The following is a 16225-nucleotide window of genomic DNA, read 5'->3' on the forward strand; positions in this document are numbered from 1 at the left end:
GAGCTGGACGACCCGGGCGACACGATGCTGATGACGCGGCTCCTCGGCGAGCTCGTCGCCTCCGGGACCCCCCTCGCCGCGACCTCCCACCCCCCCCCCCCCGCCCGCCGCCACCGCCGCCCCCGCCCTCGACGCCGCCGCGATCATGGCCCGCTGCGACGAGCTCGCCGCGGTCTCCTCCAGCCGCGACGGCATCGAGCGGGTCTACCTCTCGCCCGAGCACGCCCGGGTGAACGCGATGGCCGCGCGCTGGATGACCGAGGCCGGCATGCGCACCTGGCAGGACGCGGCCGGCAACCAGTGCGGCCGCTACGAGGGCGCGACTCCGGGACTCCCGGCGCTCCTGCTCGGCTCCCACCTCGACACGGTCCCCGACGCGGGCCGCTACGACGGGATCCTCGGCGTGACGCTCGCGATCGCCGTGGTGTCGCGCCTGCACGGGGCGGGCCGGCGCCTGCCGTTCGCCGTCGAGGTCGTCGCGTTCGGCGACGAGGAGGGCACCCGCTTCGGCACGGCGCTCCTCGGCTCCCGCGCCCTCGCCGGCACCTGGGACGAGCACTGGTGGGAGCTCGAGGACGCCGACGGGACGACGCTCGTCGAGGCGTTCCACGAGTTCGGGCTGGACCCCTCGCGCATCCGCACCGCCGCGCGCGACGCGCAGGACGTTCTCGCTTATCTCGAGGCGCACATCGAGCAGGGCCCCTACCTGGAGGAGGCGGACCGCGCCCTCGCCGTGGTCTCCTCGATAGCGGGCGCCCGCCGCTTCGCACTCACCCTCACCGGCAAGGCCGGGCACGCGGGCGGAGTTCCGCTCGACCGCCGCCGCGACGCGCTCACCGGGGCGGCCGAGGCCGTGCTCGCGGTGGAGCGCATCGCGCGGGAGCAGGGCGTGATCGCCACGGTCGGCCGGCTCGAGACCTTCCCGGGCGCGGTCAACGTCATCCCCGGCCGGGTCGAGTTCAGCCTCGACCTCCGCGCCGAGACCGACGCCCAGCGCGACGCGGCGTGGGACGCCATCGAGCACGCGATGTCGGAGTCGGCGTCGCGCCGCCGTCTCGCGCTGACGGTGGAGGAGACCCATTCGGCCCCCGCGGTCGTCGCCTCCTCTCGGCTGCAGGACGTCGTGCGCGCGGGCATCCGCGCGACCGGGGACGCGGAGCCGATGGTGCTGTTCTCCAAGGCCGGCCACGACGCGATGGCGGTCGCCGACCTCGCCGAGTACGCGATGCTCTTCCTCCGCTGCGAGGGCGGCGTCAGCCACCACCCGGACGAGAACGTGACCGAGGCCGACGTCGCGACCGCGCTCGACGCGTTCGAGGCGGCCGTGCTGGCGCTCGCCGACGGGACGCCGACCGCGTGACCCCCGCCCCGGCCCCCTCGACGAGCATCGGTCACCGCATCGATGCCGGCTACGCCGCGCTGTCGCGGCAGGAGCAGCGGGCGGCCGACTTCATCCTCGACCACCTCGGCGACCTGGCCGTCTACACGGCGACCGAGCTCGCCCAGCACAGCGGAGTGTCCAAGGCCACGGTCTCGCGGCTGTTCCGCCGCCTGGGGTTCTCGAACTCGCAGGAGGTGCGCGAGCACGCCCGGGCGCTGCGGTCCTCCGGTGTGCCGGTCGGTCCCGCGCAGGGGCAGGGGGATCCGCTCGCCGCGCACCTCGAGAGCGAGCGGGCGAACCTGGCCCGGCTGGCCGCCGCGTTCGGCGACGGGCGGCTGGAGGAGGCGGTGCGGCTGATCGCGGGAGCGCGCGAGGTCGTCGTGATCGGACTGCGCAACAGCTACCCGGTGGCGCTGCACCTGCGCCAGCAGCTCGCGCAGGCGCGCGGACGCGTCCGGATCGCCCCGCAGCCCGGCCAGTCGCTCGGTGAGGAGCTCGAGGGGCTCGGAGCCGAGGACGTCGTGGTGCTGGTCGGCTTCCGCCGCCGCCCCGCCTCCTTCGCGGCCCTGATCGGGACGCTCGCCGCGCGCGAGGTGCCCGTGGTGCTCCTCGCGGATCCGCCCGCCCGGCGCTACGCGGAGCACGCGGCGGTCTGGCTGGAGTGCCCGGTCGACAGCGGCACGGCGCTGGACAGCTACGCGGCGGCGATGAGCGCGGTCGCGCTCGTGGCCTCCGGAGTGCTCGGGGCGTCGCCGAGGGAGTCGCGCGAGCGGATCGCCGGGATCAGCACGGCCTACGCGGAGCTCGCCGAGCTGGAGGACCGGCCGTGAGCGAGGCGGCGGAGCTGATCCGCGCGCACGCCAAGGACCCCGTCGGGCAGGCCGACCCGACTCCGGCCCTCGGCCGGGCCGAGCTGATCACCCCCACCTGCGGCGACCGGATCGAGCTGCGCGTCGACGGCGGCGCGGAGCAGGTGCGCCTCGCCTGGAGCGGGCGGGGGTGCGAGGTCTCGCGGGGATCCGCGTCGCTGCTCGCGGACGGTCTCGACGGGCTGCCGGCGTCGGACATGCGGGAGCGGATCGACGTGTTCCTCGCGGCGATGGCGCACCGGGAGGGTGCACTCGCAGGCGAGGAGCAGGCGCTGCTCGCGGTGGCGGGCAACCCCGTCCGCTCCGTCTGCGCGACGCTGGCCTGGCGGGCGCTGGCCGCCGCCCTCGACGACGCGGGCCTGGCGTGAACCGCTCAGTCCGGCCCGTCGCGGTCGGCTCCCGACCACAGATCGCCGCACTCCACCCCGCGCGCGCCCCTCGCGCGGAGCAGGTCGCGCGCGCCGGAGTCGCCGTGCACGCCCTCGAGGAGCTCCGGCCAGTGGTCCCGTCCCAGCAGCACTGGATGACCGGGCCGACCGCGGAAGACCGCGCGGGCGAGCACGTCCGGCGCGACCGGCGCCTCCGCGAGCAGCCGGGCCCCCACGCTCGGCGGCTCCTCGGGCAGGTCGACCAGGGCGACCAGCGCGGCGACGCCCTCGGCCGCGGCGAGACCCGCGCGGAGCGACGCCGAGAGGCCGCTCTCCCACTCCGCCGCGACGACCACGTCCGCGGACGGCGGCACCAGGAGGCGCGCCCGTCCGGCCTCCGCGCCCAGGACCACGAGCACCCGCTCGCAGCCCACCGCGCGGAGCCTCTCGACGGCCCGCTCCACCCAGGGAACTCCCGCCGCGTCGCACCGCAGCGCCTTCGGACCGCCCGCCCGGCGCCCCGCACCCGCCGCGAGCACCAGCCCGACGAGGTCCCGACTCCCGACCAGATCCATCCGACCATCGTGCCGCAGGCCGAGCCCCTGCTCCGCCGGACGAAGGAGACCGCATGACCGACACCCGATCCGAGACCGCCCGCGACGTGCTGCTCGCGTGCCTCGCCGTCCCCCGCTGGGCCGACGAGGTCGCCTCCGGCGCGCCCTACCCGTCGGCCGACGCGCTCGCCGACGCGGCCGAGCGGGCCGCGCGCACGCTCACCGAGGAGGAGGTGGAGGCGGCGCTGGCCGACCACCCCCGGATCGGCGAGCGGCACGCGGGCGCGGGTCGCTCCTCCGCGTTCTCGGCCGCGGAGCAGGCGGCGAGCCGCACGGGCGACGAGGAGCTGACCCGGCGGCTGCTGGCCGGCAACCGCGCCTACGAGGAGCGGTTCGGGCGCGTGTTCCTCCTCCGCGCGGCCGGCCGCGACCGGGCCGAGGTCGTCGCGGAGCTGGAGCGGAGGCTCGGGCTCGACGACGAGACGGAGGCCCGCATCGTCGCGGAGCAGCTGCGGGAGATCACGGTGCTGCGCGTCCGCGGCCTCGACGACGGGCGCCTCGTCCGGGCGGAGGCCGCACGATGAGCGGGCACGCCAGCCGCGTCACCACCCACGTGCTCGACGCCGTCCGCGGCCGCCCCGCACGCGGCGTCCCGGTGGCTCTCGACGCCCGTGTCGGCTCCGGCTGGGAGCGCCTCGCCGAGGCCCGCACCGACGACGACGGCCGCGTGGCGGCCTTCGGGCCGGAGCGCCTGGCCGCCGGGGTCCACCGGGTCGTCTTCGACACCGGCGCCTGGTTCGCCGCCTCGGGCACCGAGTCGTTCTACCCCGAGGTCGTCGTCGCCTTCCGCCTCGACGACGAGGAGGCGCACTTCCACATCCCGCTCCTGCTCAGTCCCTTCGCCTACTCGACCTACCGGGGCAGCTGATGCAGCTGCAGGACGTCCTCGACGCGCCGCAGCTGCGGCTGCGCGTGCTGGTCGCCGGCGACGGGGCGCTCGCCCGGCCGGTCGACGGCATCTTCACGACCGACCTCTCCGATCCGCGCCGCTACATCTCGCGCGACCAGCTGGTGCTGACAGGTCTGGTCTGGCGTCGGGACGCCCAGGACAGCGCGGCCTTCGTCGCCGCGGTCGCGGACTCGGGTGCCAGCGCTCTGCTCGCCGGCGAGGGGCTGCTGGGCTTCGTGCCGGACGACCTCGTCGTCGCCTGCCGCGAGCACGACGTCCCGCTGATCGCCGTGCCGGCCGATGTGTCGTTCGGCGCGATCACGGCGCACCTGTCGAACGCCCTCGCCGGCGACCGCGTGGCCCGGCTGACGGCCGCCCTCGCCCGCCAGCGGGAGCTGCTGACCGAGGTCTACCGGGGGCAGCAGCTCGACGAGCTCGTCACGCGCACCTCGCGCGAGCTCGGACTCCCCGTGTCGGTGCTGACCGCGACCGGCCGGACCGCGGCCTCCGCCTCGCCCCTGGGGCTGGGGGAGATCGAGCGGGTCGTGCACGCGGCGCTCACGGCCCGGCGCAGCCCGGTCGTGGTCGCGGACGCCCGCGGCGGCGCCCTGTCGGTCCTCACCGTCGCAGGCGCGGGCGAGCACCGCGCCACCTCCTGGCTGGTCGTCGTCGGGGGCGACTGGAACGACTGGCCCGCCGCAGTACTCGACGCCGTGACCGAGCTCGCCGGAGTCGTGGGGGTCTACCGGCTGCAGCGGGAGGCGGCGCTCTCGGCCGACTCCGCTCTCGCCGACCGCCTGCTCGAGCTCGTGGAGGAGGACAGCGAGCAGCCCGAGGCCGCGGTGTACCTGCGGCAGCTCGGACTCGGCGGCGCCGGGCGGTGCGCCGTGGTCGCCGCCGAGTTCGAGGGCGACGCGCCCCCGGACCTGGCGCGCCGTGTCCTGGTCGACGCCGCCGCGCACCTGGGCCGCGCCGTGGTCGGACGCGACGCCGAGGGCTGCGCGGTGGCGGTGCTGCCCACCGAGGCGACCGATGCGATCCCCACCGGCGCGGATCCGCTCGCCGTCGTCACCTCGGCGCTGCGACGAGCGGGAGCCGCGTGGCCGGGCGCCGTGCTGCGCGTCGGGACGAGCGCCGCGACTCCGCTGCCCGCGCTCGGCGGCGCCCTCCGCTCGGCACGCTACGGGATGCTGCTGCCGGGCTCTCCGGGCGACGACGCTCCGGTGCGGGTCAGCGACTCCGGGGAGGTCACCTCCGCCGTGCAGCTGCTGAGCGCGGTCCCCGACCACCTGCGCTCAGTGTTCGTCGAGCTGGTGCTCGGGCGGCTCGTCGAGCACGACGCGCGCTACGGCTCGCAGCTGGTCGCCACGCTCGCGGCGTTCCTCGACTGCGGCGGCTCGTGGGTGCGCACGGCGGAGCAGACGCACCTGCACCTGAACACGGTGCGGTACCGCATCGCGAGGGTGGAGGAGCTGACGCAGCGCGACCTGTCGGACACCGCGGACCGCGCCGACCTGTTCCTGGCGCTGCGCCTGCGCTGACGGCCGGGTGCGCGCGGTCCGCACCGCGCTTCCCGGGCCGGCCCCGTCACTCCGGAGCCACGATCCGCCTGCCCCGGACGTGCACCGCGGCGATCGCCGGCTCGCGCAGGGTCATCAGCAGGGCGAAGAGCAGCTGGGCCGTCGCCTCCTCCTCTTCGTCCGCGCGGATCCCGTGGGCGAGGACGTCGGCGAGCGGCTCCCACCGGTCGGGCTCGATGCGGAGGAAGTCCGCGTCCTTCCCGGGGTCGAGGCTGCCGAACCGCTCCTCCTGGTCGAGCGCCCGCGCGCCGGCGAGCGTCGCCGTGAACAGGAGCTCGGCCGGATGCAGGGCGACGGCCGCGTCGCCGGGCTCCGAGAGGTGCACCTTGAAGGCGTCGTTCGCCACTCGCGCCAGCAGCCACTCGTCGCCCGCGCCCACGTCCGAACCGAGGGCGACGGTGACCCCCGAGGCGACGGTCCGGCGCCAGGGCATGGTGCCGGAGCCGAGGAACTGCTGCGAGGTCGGGCAGTGGGCGATCGAGGTGCCGGTCTCCTCCATCCGGTGCAGCTCCGCGTCCTGGCAGTGCACGGCGTGGGCGAGGATCGTGCGCGGCCCGAGGAGGGAGGAGCCTCCGCGCGCGGAGCCGGGGAGGAAGAGCCCGTCGTAGGTGTCGAGGTAGCTGCGGGTGCCGTACGCGCCGAGCACGGCGGCGATCTCGCCGTCGCCGGGCCGGTCGTTCTCGTTGAGGTGGCTGTGCACGTAGACGCCGCGTCCGCGGACGTCGTCGTAGAGGTCGCCGAGCGCTCCGAGGGTCCGGGGAGTGACGGACAGCGAGAACCGCGGGACGAGCGCGACCTGCAGGAGCGGGTCCCTCCCGTGCCAGCGGTCGATCTCCTCCGACGCGAGCGTCAGCGCCTCCTCCTCGGAGGTGATCAGGGGAGCCGCCGAGGCCGGGCCCGTGGTCTGGATGCCGCGCCCCGACACGATCCGCAGCCCCGCCTCGCGGCTGCGCTCGAAGAGGGCGTCCTGCGCGGCCGGGAACGCGGAGCCGAAGACCATCGCGGCGGTCGTGCCCGCGGCCACCCGCCGCCGGGTGAAGGCGCGCGCGACGACGTCGGCGAACTCCGGGTCGGCGAGCCGCGCCTCCGCGGGGAACACCGTCCGGTCGAGCCACTCGAGCAGCTGGCCGCCGCCGAAGCCGTCGGTCGAGAACGTCTGGGGGAAGTGCACGTGCGCGTCGACGAAGCCGGGCAGCAGGATCGACGCGGCGTCGCCGGAGACCGGCAGGAGCGCGAAGCGGTCCGGCAGCTCGCGGTACGGACCGACCCAGGCGATCGTGCCGTCCTCGTCCACGGCGAGAGCGCCGTCCGGGATCGACACCAGCGACTCCCGCGCGGTCGTGAGCGTCGCACCCCCGGCGACGTGCAGCACGTGCCCCCGGTGGACGCCCCCGGCGCCGGTCACACCAGGCCCGTGTAGGCGGTCCAGGCGGATCCCGCGGGCGGCGCGTCGTCGCGGGTGACGCTCGCCTGGATCAGCCCGTAGGGGCGGTCGGCGGCGTGGAAGACCTCGTTGTCGTTCTCGACGCCGAAGGGCGACAGGTCGTAGACGAAGTGGTGCTTGTTCGGCGCGGAGAGACGGATCTCGACGATCTGCGGGTACTCCTCCAGGACCGCCTTCCCCATCTCGAAGAGCGTCTGCTGGAGGGCGAGGGAGTGCACGGTCGCGAAGCGGCTCGTCATGAGCGCCTTGACGCCCGCGTAGACCGCCTCCCAGTCCATCGCCGCGATCTCGTCCTCGCTCAGGGCGAAGCGCCACTTCGCGACCAGCGAGGTCGCCATCACCCGGTCGTTCGTCGGCTGCAGGACCGTGTACGGGTCGGTGAGGAAGCCGTGGAACTCGCTCCCCGTGGACTTCAGGATCGTGAGGTCCTTGAAGCCGCCGGTGATCCAGATCCGCCGCTCGTCGCCCGAGCCCTCGACCGTGACCGACGCGATCCGCGTCTCCTGGCCCTTCCGGACCCAGGTGTGGTCGTGCTCGCGCCCGTCCACCAGCACGCGCTCCCAGGCGAACTCCTCGATCTCGATGCGGGCGCCGTGGACGGGCTCGTAGCCGTCGACGAAGTGGCGGGCCAGCTCGAGGCCGTAGGGCTCGATCGAGCGCAGGCCCTTCTCCTTGGCGAAGGCGTACGCCGTCTGCTTCTGCGTGTCCGTGGGCAGGACGGCCGACTGGTCGCCCTCTCGGTGCGCGGCCTCGAAGTCGCCGCGGAGGGCCGTGGAGACGTTGACGTCGTGGATCTCGTGCCGCGGGGTCTCGCGGTAGATCCGCACGACGCGGTTCTCGGCCTTCCCGTACTGGTGGTCCCCGAGGATGATCGACATGTCCGCTCCTGTCCGTTCCGTTCGGCCGGGCCCGGTCACGCGGTGGTGCCCGTCCTGCTCGCGGCTCCTGCGAGCCCGTCTGCCAGCCTCGCGCCTGGCGGGGGCTCCGCGCACCGGCGGAGCATCCCGAGGAGCCGCCGCCGGGACTCCGAGTCTTGTGCGATCCGCCCGCTCCGCGGCTCCGACCCGCCTCCGTTCACACGCTCGAAACCTGCCGATGACACGGCGGCGGTCGGCGTGAGCCGTGGAGCTCCCCGAGGTGTCGTCGTGGAGGCGGGGCATCGGCGGATCGAGGTCAGGGGCGGGTGAGGAGGCGCCCGGCGGGCGGGACCGTCTCGGCGGTGACGCGGCGGCCGCCCACCCAGGTGGCGGCGACGGCGCCGCGGAGGACGCGGCCTTCGTAGGCCGAGACGGGGTTCCGGTGCGAGAGGGCGTCGACGTCCACGCGCCACTGCGCCTCCGGGTCGAACGCGACCAGGTCGGCGTCGGACCCCGCGTGCAGCAGGCCCTTCTGGCCGAGCCCGGCGAACGCGGCGGTCGCCGTGGACATCCAGGCGACGACCTGCTCGAGCGGGATGCCCCGCTCGCGGGCCCCGGTCCAGACTGCGCGGAAGCTCAGCTCGAGTCCCGAGATCCCGCCCCAGGCGACGCCGAAATCGCCGCCGGCGGGGAGCTTCAGCTCGGCGGTGGCGGGGGAGTGGTCCGAGGCGATGATGTCGATCGTCCCGTCGAGCAGCCCCTTCCAGAGCTGCTCGCGATTGCGCTCGTCGCGGATCGGCGGGCAGCACTTGAACTGCGTGCCGCCGTCGGGGATCGAGCCGGCGTCGAAGGTGAGGTAGTGCGGGCAGGTCTCGGCGGAGATCGGCAGCCCCTCGGCCTTCGCCTCGCGCAGGAGCGGCAGCGCGTCGGCGGAGGAGAGGTGCAGGATGTGCGCGCGGCAGCCGGTCTCGCGGACGGCCTCGATCACGTGCAGGATCGCGCTGCGCTCGGAGGCGGGCGGGCGGGAGTCGACGAACGCGCCGTAGGAGGCGCCGGGCTCCAGCGCGCTCGCCTCCAGTTCGGCCGGGTCCTCGGCGTGCACGATCAGCAGTCCGTCGAAGGCGGCGATCTCGCGCATCGCCTCAACGAGCTGCTCCCGGCTCAGGTGCGGGAACTCGTCCACGCCGCTCGGCGAGAGGAAGCACTTGAAGCCGAAGACGCCCGCGTCGTGGAGCTCGCGCAGCGTGCCGAGGTTCGAGGGGATCGCCCCGCCCCAGAAGCCGACGTCCACCTGCGCCTGCGGCCCGGCGGCCGCGCGCTTGGCCTCGAGCCCCGCCACCGTGGTGGTCGGCGGGATCGAGTTCAGCGGCATGTCGATGATCGTGGTGACGCCCCCGGCGGCGGCCGCGCGGGTGGCGGAGGCGAAGCCCTCCCACTCCGTGCGGCCCGGCTCGTTGACGTGCACGTGGGTGTCGACGATCCCCGGGATCAGGACCTGGCCCTCGGGGAGGACGATCTCCTCCGTGGTCCGCCAGGGGGCGTCCCGCTCGCCGACCGCGACGATCAGGCCCTCGGCGATCGCGATGCTGGCCGGACGCCGGCCGTTCTCGGTCAGCACGTCGGAGGCGCGGATCACGAGGTCGAGGAAGGGAGCGTCGTCAGGCATGGATCGACCCTATACTCGGCATGTTTCCTGCGTGTGAGCGCCCGTCGGCGGCTCCGCCCGGCCTCCCCGCAGCCCCGGCGCCGTCGCCTCCCGTCCGAGAAGAGGAGGCCGTCGTGCTCGACATCGCCGACCCCCTGCTCGAGCGCGTCGAGGCGGGCGGGAGCGTCGCGGTCGTCACGGTCACGCACGTCTTCGGCTCGGCTCCCCGCGCTCTCGGGTCCTCGATGGCGGTGGACGCGGAGGGGCGCGCGATCGGCTCGATCTCCGGCGGCTGCGTCGAGGCGCAGGCGTACGCGCTGGCCCAGGAGGTGCTCGGCACCTCGGGCAGCGCGTCCGAGCACTTCGGCTTCGACGACGAGGCGGCCTTCGCCGCGGGCCTGTCCTGCGGGGGGCAGCTGCGCGTGTTCGGCCAGGTCGTCGACTCCGGCTCCACCGCGGTCCTCGCCGAGCTGCGCGCCGCCCGCGCCGGCCGCTCGGCCGCGCTGGCGATCGTCGTCGGCGGCCCGGAGGAGCTGATCGGCCTCGTCCTCACCGGAGCGACGCGCCTCCAGGACGTCGTCGGCCCGCACCTGGACGAGGACACCGCCCGCCGCATCCTCGCCGAGCGCGAGGCGCGCCTGGCCTCCGGCCGCTCGGCCACGGTCGACACCGCCTGCCGGAGCGCCGAGCTCGAGATCGCCTACATCGTGCACGCCGAGCGGCCGCGCCTGCTGATCTACGGCGCCGTCGACTTCTCCGCCGCGCTCTGCTCCGCCGGATCCCTGCTCGGCTACCGCGTGACCGTCTGCGACGCGCGTCCGGTGTTCGCGACCGCCGAGCGCTTCCCCGGCGCCGACGAGGTCGTGGTCGAGTGGCCGTCCGACCACCTCGCCCGCGCCGAGGTCGACTCGCGCACCGTGATCGCGGTGCTCACGCACGACGAGAAGTTCGACATCCCGCTGCTCGAGACCGCGCTCGCGCTCCCGGTCGTCTACGTCGGCGCGATGGGATCGCGGCGCACCCACGAGCGGCGGCTGCGGCTGCTGCGCGAGGCGGGAGTGACGGAGGAGGCGCTCGCCCGCCTGCACTCGCCGATCGGCCTGGACATCGGCGCGTCGACGCCGGAGGAGACGGCCGTGTCGATCCTCGCGGAGGTCCTCGCCGCGCGCACGGGGACGTCCGGGGAGCCGCTCGCGGGGCGCTCGGGCCCGATCCACGCGGCGCGCTGAGCCGCACGTCCTCCCTTGACGGCGCGCCGTCGTGATCGCGCCGGCCTGCTCGCACTCCGGCGGGAAACGGCCGCGAAACACCGCGCTGCCATGCTCGGGGCATGCAGCGCCACGTCCTCACCGGAGCCCACGTCGCCACCGTCGACGCGCACGGGACCGAGCACCCCGTCGGCCACGTCGTCGTCGACGACTCCCGCATCGTCGCCGTCGGAGCCGGCGACCCTCCGGCGTGGGCCCTCGACGGACGGTCCCCGACGGGCCTGCCGGCGCAGGAGGCGATCGCGCTCACGCGGGTCGACGGCCGCGGCCGCCTGCTCACTCCCGGGCTCGTCAACACGCACCACCACCTCTACCAGTGGCTCACCCGCGGCTGGGCGCAGGACTCGATCCTCTTCGACTGGCTCGTCGCGCTCTACCCCGCCTGGTCCCGCATCGACGCCGACCTGACCCGCTCCGCCGCCCTCGGCGCGATGGGCGTCCTCGCCCGGTCCGGCTGCAGCACCGTCGCCGACCACCACTACGTCTTCCCGCGGGGCTCCGGCGACATCGTCGGCGGCATCGTCGACGCGGCCGGCACCCTCGGCCTCCGGCTGCACGCGACCCGCGGGTCGATGGACCTCGGCGAGTCCCGGGGCGGCCTCCCGCCGGACTTCGCCGTCGAGACCACGGCGGCCGCGCTCCAGGCCAGTGGAGAGGCGGTCCAGCGGTACCACGACGCCTCCGCCGACGCGATGGTGCGGGTCGCGATCGCCCCGTGCTCGCCCTTCTCGGTGACCACCGACCTGCTGCGCGAGTCGGCCGTCCTCGCCCGTCAGCTCGGGGTCCGGCTGCACACCCACGGCTCCGAGACCGTGGAGGAGGACGCCTACACGCGGGAGGCGTTCGGCCTCTCGCCCACCGACCACCTGGAGTCGCTCGGCTGGCTCGGCGATGACGTCTGGATGGCGCACTGCGTCCACCTCGACGCCGACGCGATCGCGAAGTTCGCGGCCTCGGGCACCGGAGTCGCGCACTGCCCGTCCTCGAACGGCCGGCTCGCGGCGGGTATCGCGCCGATCCCGCAGCTGCTGGCTGCGGGAGCCCCGGTCGGCCTCGGCGTGGACGGCGCGGCGTCGAACGAGTCCGGTCAGCTCGGCTCCGAGATCCGCGCCGCGGTGCTGATGAACCGCCTGCGCGCCGGCGCCGACCGGATGAGCGCCCGGCAGGCGCTCTCGGTCGCCACCATCGGCGGGGCCCGGGTGCTCGGCCGGCAGGACGAGATCGGCTCGATCGAGGTCGGCAAGCTCGCCGACCTCGCGCTCTGGCGGATCGACGGGATCGAGCACGCGGGCATCGCGGACCCGGTCGCGGCCCTCGCGCTCGGAGCGCAGCCCCCGCTGAGCCTGCTCCTGGTGCAGGGTCGCCCGACGGTGCGGGAGGGACGGCTGGTGAACGCGGACGAGGACGGGATCGCCCGCGAGGTCGCCCGGGCGAGCACGGAGCTGGCGTCGCGCGTCTGAGCTGCGGCAGCCGATCGGCGCTCAGCCCGTCGTCGTTCAACCGGGCGGCGCCTCCGCCTCGACGGACGCGACCGGGGCGGCGTCCGGGTGCAGGAGCCGCCAGATCCGGTCGCGGGAGAGCGGCAGCTCGGTCGGCCGCACGCCGATCGCGTCGCGGACGGCGTTGGCGAGTGCGGGGGCGACCGGGTTGTAGGGCGCCTCGCTCATCGACTTCGCGCCGAACGGCCCGAGCTCGTCGGCGGTGTCCGCGAAGAGCACCTCGGTCTCGGGCACGTCCGCCATCTGCGGGATGTGGTAGTTCCGGAGGATCGCCGTGGTCACGGTGCCCTCGCCGTCGAGGATCACCTCCTCGTACAGCGCCGAGCCGATCGCCTGCGCCACTCCGCCCTCGACCTGCCCGCGGCACTGCGCCGGGTTGATCACGAAGCCGGCGTCGGCCGCCTGGACCGACTGCAGGATCCGCACCTCGCCCGTCGGCTCGTGCACCGCGACGCGGAAGCCCTGGACGTTGAACGCGAGCGAGCGCTGAGCGCCGTCCTCGCTCCCGGTCGCGGTGACCGGTCCGCCGGCCGCGCGGACCAGATCGGCGAACGCGACCCGGGTGCCGTCCGGAGCGAGCAGGCCCTCGTCGTCGGGCTCGAAGGTCTCGTCGTGCCCGGTCAGCCGCTTGGCGAGCGCCTGCAGCTCGGCGAGGAGGCGCGTCGCGGCCGAGTGGACGGCCTTGCCCGCGACCACCGTGCCGGCGCTGCCGAACGCTCCGGTGTCGTAGCGGGCCGCGTCCGTGTCGGACTGGCGGATCCGCACCCGGTCGGCCGAGGCGCGGAAGGCGCTCGCGACCAGCTGCGTGTGCACGGTGGTCGTCCCGTTGCCGAACTCGGCCGTGCCGACGCCGATGGTCAGCACTCCCTCGGCGTCGACGGTGACGGTCGCCTCCGAGAAGTGGCCCCGCGGTGGGATGGTGGCGATCATCGCCAGTGCCGTGCCCTGCCCTGTCCGCCACCCCGGTCCGTCGGGGGCGGGGGAGCCGCCGCCGCCGGCCAGTGCCGCCTCGGTGAGGTCGAGGCACTGGTCGAGCCCGTAGGAGGCGAAGCCGATGTCGTCGCCCTCGACGTGCGTGACCACCAGCGGCTCGCCCGGGCGCACCGCATTGATCCGCCGCAGCTCGAACGGGTCGATCCCGAGCTCGCGGGCGAGATCGTCCATCGCCGACTCGATGCCGAAGATCACCTGCCCGAGGCCGTAGCCGCGGAACGCCCCCGAGGGGAGGTTGTTCGTGTAGACGGCCTGCGCGTCGACGCGCTTGCTGGGCGCGCTGTAGACGGCGACCGACTCCGAGGTGCCGTGGAACATCACGCCGGGTCCGTGGTTGCCGTAGGCGCCGGTGTCCGAGAGCACGTCCACGGCGAGGGCGGTCAGCCGTCCGTCGCGTCGGGCGCCGAGCGTGACGCCGACCCGCATCGGGTGTCGGCAGGGGGCCATCGTGAACTCGTCGCTCCGGGTGAACTCGAACTGCACGGGCCGGCCGGTGGCGAGCACGGCGAGGGCGACGACGTCCTCCGTCAGGATCTCCTGCTTGCCGCCGAAGCCGCCGCCCACCCGTGCCGTGAAGACGCGGACGGTCGACGGATCGCGGTCGAACAGGCGCGCGATCTCGTCGCGCACGAGGAAGGGCACCTGCGTCGAGGTCCGCAGCACCAGCTCTCCGCCCTCGAGCCAGCCGATGGTGCCGTGGGTCTCGAGCGCCGTGTGCGCGACCCGGGAGGTCGAGTACCGGCCCTCGACGACCACGTCGGCCTCCGCGAGTCCGGCGGCCACGTCCCCGTACTCTCCGTGGAGCTCCGCGACGACGTTCGCCTCCGGCCGGGCGATGCGCGAGGCGATCGGATCCTTGTCGGCGTGCAGGAGCGGCGCGCCGGGGGAGCGCGCCTCCTCCGGGTCGAAGACGGCGGGCAGCACCTCGTAGTCGACTTCGACGGCGCGGCAGGCCGCCTCCGCCTCGGCCACCGACTCCGCGACCACCACGGCCACGCGCTGCCCGCGGAACCGGACGACGGTGTCGAGCATGCGGGTGTCGTCCGGGTCGTCGAGCCGGGACTCGTGGCGGGCGGTGGAGTAGAGGACGTCCGGGACGTCCTCGGCGGTGAGGACCGCGACGACGCCCCGCATCGCGCGGGCGGCGGTCGTATCGATCGAGCGGATGCGCGCGTGGGCGTGCGGGCTCTGGACGACCTTCAGGTGCAGCAGGCCGGGGACGGCGACGTCGAGGGTGAACGGCTCGCGGCCCTGGACGATCCGCCGGCCGGCGGGCGCGCCGAGCGAGCGGCCGACCCGGGACTCCTCGGCCGACGGGCGACCGGTGCGGCGGACGGGGGTGAGACCCGACGGCGGGGCCGCGTGCCGTCCGCGGACCGGGGCCTCCGTGCGATCCGCTCCGGACGGCTCGGCCGCGTGCGCGCCGTGCCCGGACGCGCAGGCGCCCGTCACGGCCTCGCGGATGGGGCGGTAGCCCGTGCACCGGCAGAGGTTGCCCTTCATCAGCCGCGGCACGTCCTCGGCGCGGACTCCGTCGAGCGCCGTGGCCGTGACCACCATGCCGGCCGTGCAGAAGCCGCACTGGAACGCGCCGGCCTCGACGAACGCCTCCTGCACCGCGCTCGGCTCCTCGGGCGTGCCGAGGCCGGCCGCTGTCGTCACCTCGCGCCCCTCGACGCGGTGGGCGGGGTAGAGGCAGGAGTGGAACGGCGTCCCGTCGACGAGGACGGAGCAGGCGCCGCAGTCACCGGCGTCGCACCCCTTCTTCACCTCGAAGTGCTCGTGGTCGCGGAGGAGGGTGCGCAGCACCTGGCCGGGGCGGGGGGAGGCGTCGACCGGCTCCCCGTTGACGGTGAACCTCATCGGGCGCCTCCGGCCAGCTCGGTGCGGATCTCCTCGGCGAGCACGCGGACAACGGCGTGGCGCCAGTCGGCGGCTCCGTGCGGGTCGGTGAACCAGGTCGCGACGCCGTCGACGGCCGCGGCGAGCTCGGCCGAGGAGGGAACGGCGGCGAAGCGGAGCCGCTCCGGCCGGACGGTCGCCGCGGTGATCGTGAGCACGAACGCGCCGTCGGTGTCGAGGCGGCCGATGACGACGGCGCCGGAGCGTCCGAGAGGGGAGAGCGCCGTCTTGCGGAACGCGGTGCGCGCCCGGAGGGAGGAGAGCGGGAACTCGATCGAGCGGATGACGTCGTCCTGGGCCAGGGAAGTGGTCATGTTGCCGGTCACGAGCTCGGCGACCGGCACGGCGACGTCCGAGCCGTCGGCCCGCCAGACGAGGGCGGTGGCGTCGAGCGCGGCGGCGAGGCTGATCATCGGTCCTGCGGGCAGGGCGTTGGCGATGTTGCCGCCGACAGTGGCGACGTTCCAGATCTTGAAGGAGCCCAGCAGGGCCGTGCAGCACTGGAAGAAGAGCGGATGGGCGGTGTCGCCCGCGTCGGGCATCGCGGCGAGCTCGCTGAGCGTGCAGGTCGCTGCAATCGAGAGCCCGGCGTCCGTGCGCACGATCGGCTCCCACGCGAATCCCTGCAGGTCGAGGAGCTCGTCGAGGTGGTCGTGGGGGAGGGAGAACACCCAGGAGCCGCCTCCGATGACCGCTGAGCGCGGCCCGCGGCCCGCCAGCTCGGAGCGCTCGCGCACCACCCGGACGCGCTGGATCGTGTTCAGGTCCATGCCGCGCCTCCGTCCCGCGCCCGTCGGGCGTCTCCCCCCAGTGAACCCCACCCGTGTGACGCCCGTGTTTCCCCACCCCGTCCTGCCGCGGCTCCGCTCCCCGCTCTGCGAAACGTGACCACCCTCTCCGGCCGACCGCGCCGAGC

14 protein-coding genes and 1 pseudogene are annotated in these 16225 nt (G+C 75.1%); 9 read left to right on the top strand and 6 right to left on the bottom strand.

From position 1 onward, the window contains the following. The 4 genes and pseudogenes from zapE to C5C63_RS09340 form a co-directional block, all read left to right on the top strand. Positions 1-105 (top strand): annotated as a pseudogene (gene zapE / locus C5C63_RS17400) (AFG1/ZapE family ATPase); the annotation flags it as partial. 37 nt (positions 106-142) lie between these two features. Continuing rightward, the gene (locus tag C5C63_RS09330) at positions 143-1360 is read left to right on the top strand and encodes an allantoate amidohydrolase (RefSeq protein ID WP_308471542.1); all 1218 of its coding nucleotides are present in this window, start codon (positions 143-145) and stop codon (positions 1358-1360) included. Continuing rightward, a complete protein-coding gene (locus C5C63_RS09335; protein WP_219812189.1) occupies positions 1357-2211 on the top strand; it encodes a MurR/RpiR family transcriptional regulator in 855 nt (284 codons plus the stop codon). The genes C5C63_RS09330 and C5C63_RS09335 overlap by 4 nt, the downstream gene beginning before the upstream one ends. Further along, on the top strand, positions 2208-2618 hold the full coding sequence (locus tag C5C63_RS09340) for an iron-sulfur cluster assembly scaffold protein (protein ID WP_104325919.1): 411 nt from the start codon (positions 2208-2210) through the stop codon (positions 2616-2618). Before C5C63_RS09335 ends, C5C63_RS09340 begins: the two co-directional genes overlap by 4 nt. Before the next feature lie 5 nt (positions 2619-2623). Here C5C63_RS09340 and C5C63_RS09345 read toward each other — a convergent pair whose 3' ends face one another. Beyond that, complete coding sequence (locus C5C63_RS09345; protein ID WP_104234583.1) at positions 2624-3193, bottom strand: NTP transferase domain-containing protein; 570 nt, start codon at positions 3191-3193, stop codon at positions 2624-2626. Between the two features lie 53 nt (positions 3194-3246). Here C5C63_RS09345 and uraD point away from each other — a divergent pair, with 53 nt between their 5' ends. From uraD to C5C63_RS09360, 3 genes are read left to right on the top strand one after another with little or no spacing between them, the layout of a single operon-like run. Then, positions 3247-3756, top strand: coding sequence for a 2-oxo-4-hydroxy-4-carboxy-5-ureidoimidazoline decarboxylase (uraD, locus tag C5C63_RS09350; RefSeq protein ID WP_104234584.1), 510 nt, complete (start codon positions 3247-3249; stop codon positions 3754-3756). Next, the gene (gene uraH / locus C5C63_RS09355) at positions 3753-4100 is read left to right on the top strand and encodes a hydroxyisourate hydrolase (protein WP_104223494.1); all 348 of its coding nucleotides are present in this window, start codon (positions 3753-3755) and stop codon (positions 4098-4100) included. Before uraD ends, uraH begins: the two co-directional genes overlap by 4 nt. After that, complete coding sequence (locus C5C63_RS09360) at positions 4100-5662, top strand: PucR family transcriptional regulator (RefSeq protein WP_104325920.1); 1563 nt, start codon at positions 4100-4102, stop codon at positions 5660-5662. Before uraH ends, C5C63_RS09360 begins: the two co-directional genes overlap by 1 nt. A gap of 46 nt (positions 5663-5708) precedes the next feature. Here C5C63_RS09360 and C5C63_RS09365 read toward each other — a convergent pair whose 3' ends face one another. The 3 genes from C5C63_RS09365 to allB form a co-directional block, all read right to left on the bottom strand. Then, the gene (locus C5C63_RS09365; RefSeq protein WP_104325921.1) at positions 5709-7106 is read right to left on the bottom strand and encodes an amidohydrolase family protein; all 1398 of its coding nucleotides are present in this window, start codon (positions 7104-7106) and stop codon (positions 5709-5711) included. Further along, a complete protein-coding gene (pucL, locus tag C5C63_RS09370) occupies positions 7103-8023 on the bottom strand; it encodes a factor-independent urate hydroxylase (RefSeq protein WP_104234587.1) in 921 nt (306 codons plus the stop codon). Before pucL ends, C5C63_RS09365 begins: the two co-directional genes overlap by 4 nt. A gap of 295 nt (positions 8024-8318) precedes the next feature. Next, a complete protein-coding gene (allB, locus tag C5C63_RS09375) occupies positions 8319-9668 on the bottom strand; it encodes an allantoinase AllB (RefSeq protein ID WP_104283542.1) in 1350 nt (449 codons plus the stop codon). A gap of 113 nt (positions 9669-9781) precedes the next feature. Between allB and C5C63_RS09380 the strand changes: the two genes are divergently transcribed. Together C5C63_RS09380 and C5C63_RS09385 are read left to right on the top strand one after the other, a co-directional pair. Beyond that, positions 9782-10876: an XdhC family protein gene (locus C5C63_RS09380; RefSeq protein ID WP_181110589.1), complete on the top strand. Its 1095-nt coding sequence runs from the start codon at positions 9782-9784 to the stop codon at positions 10874-10876. A gap of 101 nt (positions 10877-10977) precedes the next feature. Further along, a complete protein-coding gene (locus tag C5C63_RS09385; RefSeq protein WP_104325923.1) occupies positions 10978-12375 on the top strand; it encodes an 8-oxoguanine deaminase in 1398 nt (465 codons plus the stop codon). A gap of 36 nt (positions 12376-12411) precedes the next feature. On the opposite strand, the gene C5C63_RS09390 is transcribed toward C5C63_RS09385, so the two are convergent. Continuing rightward, positions 12412-15270: a molybdopterin cofactor-binding domain-containing protein gene (locus C5C63_RS09390; RefSeq protein ID WP_104325924.1), complete on the bottom strand. Its 2859-nt coding sequence runs from the start codon at positions 15268-15270 to the stop codon at positions 12412-12414. Beyond that, positions 15267-16079 (bottom strand): FAD binding domain-containing protein, encoded by an 813-nt coding sequence (locus tag C5C63_RS09395; protein ID WP_104251164.1) that lies wholly within the window; start codon positions 16077-16079, stop codon positions 15267-15269. Before C5C63_RS09395 ends, C5C63_RS09390 begins: the two co-directional genes overlap by 4 nt. Between the last annotated feature and the right edge of the window lie 146 nt (positions 16080-16225).

The organism is Rathayibacter sp. AY1B8, assembly GCF_002932775.1.
GTDB lineage: Bacteria > Actinomycetota > Actinomycetes > Actinomycetales > Microbacteriaceae > Rathayibacter.

Coding starts and splice junctions, on each gene's coding strand:
- C5C63_RS09345 (WP_104234583.1), bottom strand. CDS start 3,193: ATGGATCTGGTCGGGAGTCGGGACCTCGTCGGGCTGGTGCTCGCGGCG.
- uraD (WP_104234584.1), top strand. CDS start 3,247: ATGACCGACACCCGATCCGAGACCGCCCGCGACGTGCTGCTCGCGTGC.
- uraH (WP_104223494.1), top strand. CDS start 3,753: ATGAGCGGGCACGCCAGCCGCGTCACCACCCACGTGCTCGACGCCGTC.
- C5C63_RS09360 (WP_104325920.1), top strand. CDS start 4,100: ATGCAGCTGCAGGACGTCCTCGACGCGCCGCAGCTGCGGCTGCGCGTG.
- pucL (WP_104234587.1), bottom strand. CDS start 8,023: ATGTCGATCATCCTCGGGGACCACCAGTACGGGAAGGCCGAGAACCGC.
- allB (WP_104283542.1), bottom strand. CDS start 9,668: ATGCCTGACGACGCTCCCTTCCTCGACCTCGTGATCCGCGCCTCCGAC.
- C5C63_RS09385 (WP_104325923.1), top strand. CDS start 10,978: ATGCAGCGCCACGTCCTCACCGGAGCCCACGTCGCCACCGTCGACGCG.
- C5C63_RS09390 (WP_104325924.1), bottom strand. CDS start 15,270: ATGAGGTTCACCGTCAACGGGGAGCCGGTCGACGCCTCCCCCCGCCCC.
- C5C63_RS09395 (WP_104251164.1), bottom strand. CDS start 16,079: ATGGACCTGAACACGATCCAGCGCGTCCGGGTGGTGCGCGAGCGCTCC.